Source organism: Planomonospora algeriensis, assembly GCF_977012225.1.
Genome location: NZ_CDRNDK010000262.1, coordinates 1 through 9,006 on the forward strand (window position 1 = coordinate 1; position 9,006 = coordinate 9,006).

Annotated in this window: 11 protein-coding genes; 5 read left to right on the plus strand and 6 right to left on the minus strand. The window is 73.6% G+C overall.

Translation table 11 applies throughout. From position 1 onward, the window contains the following. Together ACWJ6R_RS23520 and xseA are read left to right on the plus strand one after the other, a co-directional pair. Nucleotides 1-634: hypothetical protein (locus ACWJ6R_RS23520; RefSeq protein WP_449064308.1), on the plus strand; the 634-nt coding region annotated here is incomplete at its 5' end. Nucleotides 635-657: 23 nt separating this feature from the next. Next, the gene (gene xseA / locus ACWJ6R_RS23525) at nucleotides 658-1,875 is read left to right on the plus strand and encodes an exodeoxyribonuclease VII large subunit (protein ID WP_449064309.1); all 1,218 of its coding nucleotides are present in this window, start codon (nucleotides 658-660) and stop codon (nucleotides 1,873-1,875) included. 9 nt (nucleotides 1,876-1,884) lie between these two features. Here the strand turns inward: xseA and ACWJ6R_RS23530 are convergent, their stop codons facing one another. The 3 genes from ACWJ6R_RS23530 to ACWJ6R_RS23540 are packed head-to-tail and all read right to left on the minus strand — an operon-like array spanning nucleotide 1,885 to nucleotide 3,918. Then, nucleotides 1,885-2,355 carry a GNAT family N-acetyltransferase gene (locus tag ACWJ6R_RS23530; RefSeq protein ID WP_449064310.1) on the minus strand — a complete coding sequence of 157 codons (471 nt, stop codon included), beginning with the start codon at nucleotides 2,353-2,355 and terminating at the stop codon, nucleotides 1,885-1,887. A 34-nt stretch (nucleotides 2,356-2,389) separates the two neighbouring features. Then, nucleotides 2,390-3,337: a CPBP family intramembrane glutamic endopeptidase gene (locus ACWJ6R_RS23535; RefSeq protein ID WP_449064311.1), complete on the minus strand. Its 948-nt coding sequence runs from the start codon at nucleotides 3,335-3,337 to the stop codon at nucleotides 2,390-2,392. Continuing rightward, nucleotides 3,334-3,918: a PadR family transcriptional regulator gene (locus tag ACWJ6R_RS23540; protein ID WP_449064312.1), complete on the minus strand. Its 585-nt coding sequence runs from the start codon at nucleotides 3,916-3,918 to the stop codon at nucleotides 3,334-3,336. The genes ACWJ6R_RS23535 and ACWJ6R_RS23540 overlap by 4 nt, the downstream gene beginning before the upstream one ends. A 185-nt stretch (nucleotides 3,919-4,103) precedes the next feature. Between ACWJ6R_RS23540 and ACWJ6R_RS23545 the strand changes: the two genes are divergently transcribed. Beyond that, nucleotides 4,104-4,334, plus strand: coding sequence for an exodeoxyribonuclease VII small subunit (locus ACWJ6R_RS23545; RefSeq protein WP_449064313.1), 231 nt, complete (start codon nucleotides 4,104-4,106; stop codon nucleotides 4,332-4,334). Between the two features lie 64 nt (nucleotides 4,335-4,398). Here the strand turns inward: ACWJ6R_RS23545 and ACWJ6R_RS23550 are convergent, their stop codons facing one another. Further along, nucleotides 4,399-4,947, minus strand: coding sequence for a DUF4245 domain-containing protein (locus ACWJ6R_RS23550; protein ID WP_449064314.1), 549 nt, complete (start codon nucleotides 4,945-4,947; stop codon nucleotides 4,399-4,401). A 60-nt stretch (nucleotides 4,948-5,007) separates the two neighbouring features. Next, entirely contained in the window at nucleotides 5,008-5,625 is a 618-nt protein-coding gene (locus ACWJ6R_RS23555; protein ID WP_449064315.1) for a TetR/AcrR family transcriptional regulator, read from the minus strand. Between the two features lie 83 nt (nucleotides 5,626-5,708). Here ACWJ6R_RS23555 and glpX point away from each other — a divergent pair, with 83 nt between their 5' ends. Next, nucleotides 5,709-6,743, plus strand: coding sequence for a class II fructose-bisphosphatase (gene glpX / locus ACWJ6R_RS23560; protein WP_449064316.1), 1,035 nt, complete (start codon nucleotides 5,709-5,711; stop codon nucleotides 6,741-6,743). 30 nt (nucleotides 6,744-6,773) lie between these two features. Here the strand turns inward: glpX and ACWJ6R_RS23565 are convergent, their stop codons facing one another. Next, nucleotides 6,774-7,412 (minus strand): DUF1707 SHOCT-like domain-containing protein, encoded by a 639-nt coding sequence (locus tag ACWJ6R_RS23565; protein ID WP_449064317.1) that lies wholly within the window; start codon nucleotides 7,410-7,412, stop codon nucleotides 6,774-6,776. A gap of 124 nt (nucleotides 7,413-7,536) precedes the next feature. On the opposite strand from ACWJ6R_RS23565, the gene ACWJ6R_RS23570 reads away from it, so the two are divergent. After that, nucleotides 7,537-8,841, plus strand: a complete 1,305-nt coding sequence (locus ACWJ6R_RS23570; RefSeq protein ID WP_449064318.1) for an MFS transporter — start codon at nucleotides 7,537-7,539, stop codon at nucleotides 8,839-8,841. The last annotated feature ends 165 nt before the right edge of the window (nucleotides 8,842-9,006 follow it).

Below are 9,006 nucleotides of genomic sequence, written 5' to 3' on the forward strand. Positions count from 1 at the left end.
GGCTGCCGAGCCCGCCCAGCCCGCCGAGCCGGAGACCGCCGCGAAGGCCTCGGCCGGAAGGCCCGCCGAGCCCGAGGCCGGCTCCAACGGTGCCAGGACCCGGCCGGAGCCGGTCGTCTTCGCCCCCGTGCCCACGGCCGCCGAGCCCACCCCCGAGCCCGTGATCGCCGTGCCGCCCGCGGTGAAGGTCGAGGTGGCCGAGGTGGAGGTCGAGGTCGAGAAGCCCGATGCCATCGGCGCCGTCCCGGTCGAGGCGGAGGTCGAGGTCGTGAAGACCAAGCCCGCCGAGCCCGAGCTCGCCAAGTCCAAGACCAGCCGGGCGAAGACCGCGAAGGCCAAGGTCCAGCAGGAGGCGACGAGCGCCGCCCCCGCCAAGGCCGCCCGGGCCGCGAAGACCGTCAAGCCCGCCGCCGAGCCCGCGGCCGCCGCACCCGCGCAGGCCGGTGAGGGCGTGCCCGCCGAGCCGCTGCCCGGTTACTCCGGCCTGACCGTCGCCTCGCTGCGCGCCCGCATGCGCGGCAAGAGCGCCCAGCAGATCAGGATCATGATCGCCTATGAGCAGGCGACCACGGCCCGTCCCGAGGTCGTGCGGATGTACGAGAATCGCCTCGCGAAGCTGGAGGCCGCCGAGTAGCCGCCGCCCCCTAGGCTTCGGGCATGACGTCGAAGACCACTCCGGAGCAGCCGCTGCCGGTCCGCACCGTTCTGCAGATGGTCGGTGGCTGGATCGGCAAGCTCGGCACCGTCTGGGTCGAGGGGCAGATCACCGAGCTGACCGCGCGGGGCGGCACGGTGTTCCTGACGCTGCGCGACCCGGTGGCGAACGTGTCCACCAAGGTGACCTGTCCCCGCGGGGTCTACGAGGCGACCGTCCCCCGTCCGGTGGACGGCGCCCGGGTCGTGATGAACCTGAAGCCCGACTTCTGGGTCAACCGGGGCTCCTTCGCGTTCACCGCGCTGGAGATGCGCCCGGTCGGCGTCGGCGAGCTGCTGGCCCGGCTGGAGCGGCTGCGGCAGGTGCTCGCCGCCGAGGGGCTCTTCGCCGCCGACCGCAAGCGCCGCCTGCCGTTCCTGCCCGGCACGGTCGGGCTGATCTGCGGCCGCGACTCGGCCGCCGAGCGCGACGTGCTGGAGAACGCGCGGCGCCGCTGGCCCGCGGTCCGCTTCAAGGTCGAGCAGGCCGCCGTGCAGGGACCGTACGCCGTGGGCGAGGTCACCGAGGCGCTGCGCCGGCTCGACGCGGACGGCGAGGTCGAGGTCATCGTGATCGCGCGGGGCGGCGGGTCGATGGAGGACCTGCTGCCCTTCTCCGACGAGGCGCTGGTCCGGGCGGTGGCGGCGTGCCTGACGCCGGTGGTCAGCGCGATCGGCCACGAGCAGGACAGCCCGCTGCTCGACCTGGTCGCCGACGTCCGGGCCTCCACCCCGACCGACGCGGCCAAGAAGGTCGTACCGGACGTCGGCGAGCAGCTCACGCTCGTCCGGCAGCTGCGCGACCGGGGCCGCCGGGTGGCCGGCGGCTGGCTGGACCGCGAGACGGCCTGGCTGGCCGCGGTCCGCTCCCGGCCGTCCCTGTCCGACCCGGTCCGCGAGATCGAGCGCCGGGCCGAGCAGGCCGAGCAGTTGCGGGACCGGGCCCGGCGCGCGCTCACCGGCTCCCTGGACCGCGCCCAGGACTCCCTCGGCCACCTGCGCGCCCGCCTGGTCGCCCTCTCCCCCGCCGCCACCCTGGAGCGCGGCTACGCGATCGTGCAGCGCCCCTCCGGCGAGGTCGTACGGCGGGCGGCCGACGTGGCCGGAGGCGACGAGCTGACGGTCCGCTTCCCCGACGACCGGATCACGGTCGTCACCGCCAGGAGGGATCCCGCCGGGTGAGCGGACGGGTCAGGAGAGGTCCCGCCAGGTGAGCGAGGGGTAGCCGTCCTCGACGAAGCCCAGCTCGCGGTAGAGCGGCTCCCCGTCCGAGGTCGCGTGCAGATCGACCTTCCGGACACCGCCCGCCCGGTACCAGTCCAGGAGCGCGCCGAGGACGGCCCGGCCGTGTCCCCGGCGCCGGTGCCGGGGATCGGTGGTCATCCCCTGGATGTAGCCGTACCTGCCGTCGGGGAGGGACGGTCCGGGGAAGCGGTTGAAGACCAGGCCGATCCCGCAGGAGGCGAGCCCTCCCCCGGGGGCGTCCACCACGTAGACGGCCGTGTCGGAGGTGCCGATCCGCTCGGCGAGGCTCTCGGCGTAGGCCTCCTGCCAGTGCTCGGAGAGCGGGTAGGTCCCGTCCAGGGCCATCCGCTCGGTCAGGATCTCCCGCAGGCGGACCAGCTCGGGGATGTCGCCGGGGGTCGCGTCGCGCACACTCACCCCGCCAGTCTTCCAGCCGTCCGGCGGTGCTCCGTCAGGCCGTCCCGTCACGCAGAGCTCGCGGGCTCACGCCGCCCCGGTTCCGGCGGCGCAGGAGGAGGAGTCCGGCCCCTCCGAAGAGGAGGACCGAGACGACCGAGTTGCCGGCGAGGCCGAACACCACGTCGCCGTGGCCCTCGTAGCGCACGTGACCGTTGATCAGGAGCGGGGTCGTGAGAGCGTTGCTGACCGTGTGGAGCACCACGCCGGGCCATATCGAACCGGTCCGCACGCGCATCTCACCGTACAGGACCGCCATCGCCACGATGCCCGCGAGGAAGGTCGGCAGGTACCACGCCCACGGCAGCGTCGTGCTCTGGCGGAAGTCCGCCTGGGACATCCAGACCGTGTACAGCGGGAGGTGCCACAGTCCCCAGACCAGCCCGACGAGGACGTGCGGGGCGACGCCGCGCAGGCCGAGCGCCATCGCGGTGCGCGTGCCGTAGCCGCGGAAGATGAACTCCTCCAGCAGGTTCTTGACCACCAGGAAGCCGAGCGCGGTGGCGAAGGCGGCGAGGAGGGGCTGCTCACCGGCGCGGGGGGCGGCGGAGAACGTCGCGGCGCCGGAGGCCGTGGCCGCCGCCACCGCGGCGGCGGCCACGACCGGGGAGAACACCGCCGCGAACGCGAACCAGCGGGTCCGGCCCGCGAACCGCAGGGTGAGCCCCAGGCGTCCCGCGCCGTCCCGGTTGAGGAAGTACAGGGCGAGCGCGGTCAGCGCCGGGACGGCTATCCACAGTCCCTGCCCGTTCGTGCCGCCGCTGGCGGAGGTCACGCTCCCGTTTCCGACGGTCTCCCCGGTGGCCCGGTCCAAGGCTGCGAAGAGCCAGCCGCCGCCGACGGTGACGGCCGCGAAGACGGCGAAGTTGATCCGGGCGCGCAGGCGCGGGACCGGGCGGAGCCGCTCCGCGCCGTCCACGAGGTGGGCCGAGGTGGTCATCATGACTCTCCGTTCGCAGGGGGGCCGTTCACGGGGGGATCGTCCCCGGGGACGTCCTCGAGCAGGGCGAGGGCCTCGTCGGCCCAGGTGATGGCGGCCTCGGCGTTGTGCCGGCCGGCGGATACGGTCGTCAGGACGTAGGGCAGGTCCGGAGAGCCCGCCTCCTCGGCGGAGATCGTGCGGGCCAGGCGGTCGTACTCGGCCAGGCTCCGCTCGGCGTCCGCCCTGGCCTCCAGCAGCAGCTCCCGGCACTTGCGCACGCCCAGGGTCCGGCCGAAGAACAGCCGCAGCAGGAGCCCGCTCCGCGGTGGCGTCGCCGCGATCGGCTCGCTCAGCAGCTCGCGCAGGCGGGCGGTGCCGGAGTCGGTGATGGCGAAGGTCGACGAGCCGGAGCGCGGCCCCTCTCGGCGTTCCACGTGGCCCTGTTGTTCGAGGGCGCCGAGCGTCGGGTAGATCTGCCCGAAGCTCTCGCTCCAGAAGTGCCCGAGCACGTCCCGGATGGCCTCCCGGAGCGCGTAGGCCGTCATCGGGTGCATGTTCAACGCCCCCAGCACCGCCGTCTCCGTCTGGCTTCGCCGTGCCATCGGCACCTCCTTATATCTTTAAGGAATATCTAACAGATACAACAGGGGATGGCAATCCCCGGCACGAGGGTTCGGAAGTCCTCGCTCCCGCCGGACCCGGGACGGCCCCGCCCCGGCGCCCGCGCCGGGGCACGCGGTTACGGCCGCGACCGGACCGCCGGGCGGGGCACCACTAGGGTGGGTGCGTGGCCGAGGAGAAGACACCGTCGTACGAGCAGGCTCGCGAGGAGCTGACCGAGGTGGTCCGCCGTCTGGAGGCGGGCGGGCTCACCCTGGAGGAGTCGATCGAGCTGTGGGAGCGCGGCGAGAAGCTGGCCGCGCTCTGCGAGGAGTGGCTGCAGGGCGCCCGGGTGAAGCTCGCCGCGGCCATGGCGCAGCGCGGGCAGCCCGACCCCGGCGGGGACCAGCCCTTCTAGGCCCCTGCCGGGACTGCGCCGGACCCCTGACCAGGACGCCGCCGGGCCCCCGACCGGGCCCCTGCTAGGACGTGGCCTTCGGCTGCTGCTTCAGGGAGCCGGCGAAGGCGGTCAGTTCGTCCCACCCGGCGGTGCCGGTGACGACGATCACCGAGTCGGGCAGGATCCGCACCAGCGAGCGCTGGTCCTTGTCCTCCCGCTGGCGCTTATCCCAGACCACGCCGGCGATCTGGACCGTACCGACGGACCGGTTGCTGTTGGCCATCCGGTCGGCGAACCCGGCGGCGGGCTTCTCGTCGCTCTGCGCGAGCATCACGTGCTCGCGCCCGCCGTCGGCGCCCTTGGCCGTGGCGAAGCCGAGCCGCCAGGTCACCACGCCCCGCTGCGCCGTCTTCCGGGAACTGGTGGGGATCCAGTCCGCGGGCACCGGCTCGGGGGTCCAGACCTGGTACGGCGCGTCACGGCGCATGTTGGCGACGTCGATGGAGTAGTCGATCCTGGGGATGTGCTCTTCCCTGCTCTGCGGCGTGACCAACAGGAAGACGAAGACGCCGAGAAGACAGATCAGCATCGCGGCGACGTAGCCGCGGAAACCCTCAGTGAACCGTTGCACGAGTGGCGAGACTACCTCTCCGGGGGCGCGGTCCGGCCTGCAGGTGCGGCCGGACGGAGCTCACCCGGCGGCCTGCGGGCCGGGGATCCGCCCGATGATGGCCAGCACGTCCTCGGCGAGCCCGCGGGAGGCGTCCTCGTCCGGCGACAGGACGATCTCGGAGACGGCGGCGGCCAGCGCCCCGGTGACGACCACGACCAGCGCGCCCTCGTCGCCGTCGAACAGCGCGGCGTTGCGCTTGGCCCACTGGCGCAGCCGGTCGCGCATGACGAGTTCGAAGCCCGGCGGGCCGTCGCCGCGCAGGAACAGCGCGGCGAGCTCGCGCTCGGCCAGGCAGCCCTCCAGATAGGCCCGGGCCCCGGCGATGAACAGCCGCATCGGGTCGGTCTCGCCCTCGGCCCTGGCCGCCTGGAGCGCCTGCTTGGTGCGCTGGGTCTGCCGGGCCTGGAACTCCTCGAAGAGCGTCAGGTAGAGATCGGCCTTGCCGGAGAAGTGGTGGTAGAGGCTGCCCACGCTGGCCCCCGCCCGCGCGACCACCTCGGTGACCCCGGCGTCGGCGAAGCCGCTCGTGACGAAGACCTCCCGAGCCGCCGCCAGGAGCGCGACGCGCGTGGCGGCGCCCCGCTCCGAGGTCCGTGCGGTCACGCCCGTCGCCGACCGATCCGTGTCGCTGCTCATGGTCGGCAGATTATCCCTTCCCGGCCAGGCAGGAGGGGGACAACTACGATCGTTGCAGTAATCCACGAGAGGGGCCTTCCGCCATGTCCGAGCAGACGTCCGTTCCCGCCGCCCTCGCCACGGGCGCGCACGCGCCCGATCGCAACCTCGCCCTGGAACTGGTCCGGGTGACCGAGGCCGCCGCGATGGCCGCCGCCCGCTGGGTGGGGCGAGGTGACAAGAACGGCGCCGACGGCGCGGCCGTCAACGCGATGCGGCAGCTGATCAACACCGTGTCGATGAACGGCGTGGTCGTGATCGGCGAGGGCGAGAAGGACAACGCGCCGATGCTCTACAACGGCGAGTCCGTGGGCGACGGCACCGGCGCGGAGTGCGACGTGGCCGTGGACCCGATCGACGGCACCCGCCTCACCGCGCTGGGCATGCCCAACGCCATCTCGGTGATCGCGGTCAGCGAGCGCGGCTCGATGTACGACCCGTCCGCCGTCTTCTACATGGACAAGCTGGTGACCGGTCCGGAGGCCGCCTCCTCGGTGGACATCAACGCGCCGGTGGCCGACAACATCGCCGCGGTGGCCCGCGCCAAGGGGTGCGAGTCCTCGGACGTGACCGTGGTCATCCTCGACCGGCCCCGGCACGAGAAGATCATCAGTGAGATCCGGGAGACCGGCGCGCGGATCAAGCTCATCACCGACGGCGACGTGGCCGGTGCGATCATGGCGGCCCGCACGGGCACCGGCATCGACCTGATGCTCGGCATCGGCGGCACGCCCGAGGGCATCATCGCGGCCTGCGCGCTCAAGTGCCTGGGCGGGGTGATCCAGGGCAGGCTGTGGCCGCGGGACGACGCCGAGCGCCGCAAGGCCCTGGACGCGGGCCTCGACCTGGACGCCACGCTGACCACCGACGACCTGGTCAAGTCCGACGACGTGTTCTTCGCGGCCTCCGGCATCACCGACGGCGAGATCATGCAGGGCGTGCGCTACCGGGGCGGCCGGGCCGTGACCAGCTCCCTGGTGATGCGCGGCCGTTCCGGCACGATCCGCAAGATCGAGTCGGAGCACCAGCTCTGGAAGCTCCGCGCCTACAGCGCGATCAACTTCGACAGCGCCGGCTAGGGCCGGCTAGGGCCGGCTAGGGGCCGCGCGTCAGCGGCGGAACCAGGAGCGGCGAGGCCGCTTGGGCGACTTGGCGATCACGTTGCCCATGGAGACCAGGCCGGTGATCTCGATGAGCGGGCCGTCCGGAGCGGGCCGGACCTGGTTCTTCTTCCCGCCCAGGAAGAGCGAGGCGGGCATCTCGATCCGCACGCCCTCCGGGACGATCAGCGTGAGCGTCCCGCCGATCACGGTGACCTGGAGGGTCACGTGGCTGGACTGGAGCAGCGCCTCGCACAGGTCGAGGGTGACGTTGGCGCAGACGGCGGTGGCGGAGAAGCGGGTGGGCACCACCCAGCGGCCCGAACGCTTCTCCGAGCCGAAGAAGGCCGTCACGGGCCGGACGTCGGTGCGCAGCGGCTGGGCCTCGGGCGGGAGCAGGTCGGTGGTGATCGCGGCGAGCTCGCCCAGCGTGCGGGCGTGGTAGACCGCCTCCAGCCGCTCCTCGTGCTCGTCGCGGTCCAGCCTGCCGTCGGCGAGCGCGTCGCTCAGGACCGCGGCCACCCGCTCCCGGTCGGAGTCGCCCGCCCGCAGGTCGCCGGGGCGCGGTTCCGGCGTGTTCCCCCGGATCGCGGGGCGCCGCGCCGGAGGCGGCGCGGATGGCGTCGCGGGGGGCCTGGAATCGTCCACGCCTCGACGATAATCCCTGCCGGACCCCGATGCGCCCAGGCACGTGGACGACCGTTGACCCGGAGCGGAGACGCGCCTAGCCTGGCGAGAACTTGAACCCCCCTCATGTTCTCTGGAGGTCGCGATGCCGACCCCGCGTGACCGGCAGGCACGGGTGGCGACCTGGGCCGCCTTCTTCGTCCAGGGCCTGTGCTTCGCCACCCTGCTCACCCATGTGACCGACCTGCAGCGCGCGTTCGGGCTGAGCGACGGCGACCTCACGCTGGTCCTGCTGCTGGTGCCGCTGATCGCGGGCGTCGGGAGCGTCACCGCCGCCCCCCTCGCCGCGCGGTACGGCAGCGCCCCGGTCCTGAGGCTCTCCCAGCTCGCCGTCTGCGCCGTCGTGGTCCTGATGGGCTGGAACGGCCAGCTCGCCGGGCTCTACGCGCTGAGCGCCGCCTTCGGGCTCTTCGTCGGGGCGGTCGATGCGGCGATGAACATGCAGGCGGTCGCGGTCGAGCGCCGGTACGGCATGAGCGTGCTGACCGGCTTCCACGCGGTCTGGAGCATCGGCTCGATGCTGGGCGCCGGGCTCAACTCCGCCTTCAGCGCCCTGGGGGTGGATCTGGTCTGGGCCTTCTCCGTGCCGGTGGTGCTCGGCGCGCTCGTCTCGCTGGCCCTGCTCCCCCGCCTGTACGGCGCCGCCGAGGAGCGGGCCCCGCAGCGGGCGTCCGCGGAGGACACCGCGGCGCTCACCGCGACGGACACGGCGGCACACACCGCGAAGGACCCCGCGAAGGACCCCGCGGTGCTCACCGGGGAGCACGCGGGGGAGGGCGCACCTGCCGGATCGCCCGCGCCGGAGGCGGCGGCGCCCGCCCGGGTGCCGTGGCGGCCGATCATCCCGCTCTGCCTGGCGATGGCGTTCCTCTACGTCGGCGACGCGGCGATCTCCAACTACAGCACCGTCTACATGGAGAAGGCGCTCGCCGCGAGCGGGTGGCTGGTGCCGCTGGCCTACTTCGCCTACCAGGCCGCCATGCTCCTGGCGCGGGTCCCCGGCGACCTCGCCGTCCGCCGGCACGGCCCGGCCCCCGTGGTCCGCGCGGGCGCGGTGGTCGGGGCGCTGGGCGCGCTCGGCGTCGTCGTCGCCCCCGGCCCGGTCGTGGCGATCCTGGCGTTCGGCCTGGTCGGGGTGGGCCTGTCCGTCATCGCCCCGCAGTCGTTCTCGGCGGCGGGACGGCTCGGCGCCGGAGCCGAGACGGCGATCGCGCGGGTCAACCTGTTCAACTACGTCGGGTTCGTCGTCGGCGCCGCCGTGGTCGGCACGATCAACGACACCGTGGACGTGCGGGTGGCGTTCGTGCCCGCGGTGGTGCTGACCGCCCTGATCGTGCCGCTGGCCGGCGGCTTCCGGCTGAGGACCGCCACCGCCCCGGCGATCTCCTGACCTCCGCGGGTTCATCCGGAGTGCGGCCGTCAGCGGGCGAGGTCCCCGGCGATCGCGGCGACGATCTCTCCGGTGCGGTGGGCCGGGAGCCGCGCGAATCCCACGACCAGGGCGGGCGGGCCCGGCCGGCGGCGCATCGGGGCCACCGGCTCGACCGCCAGGCCC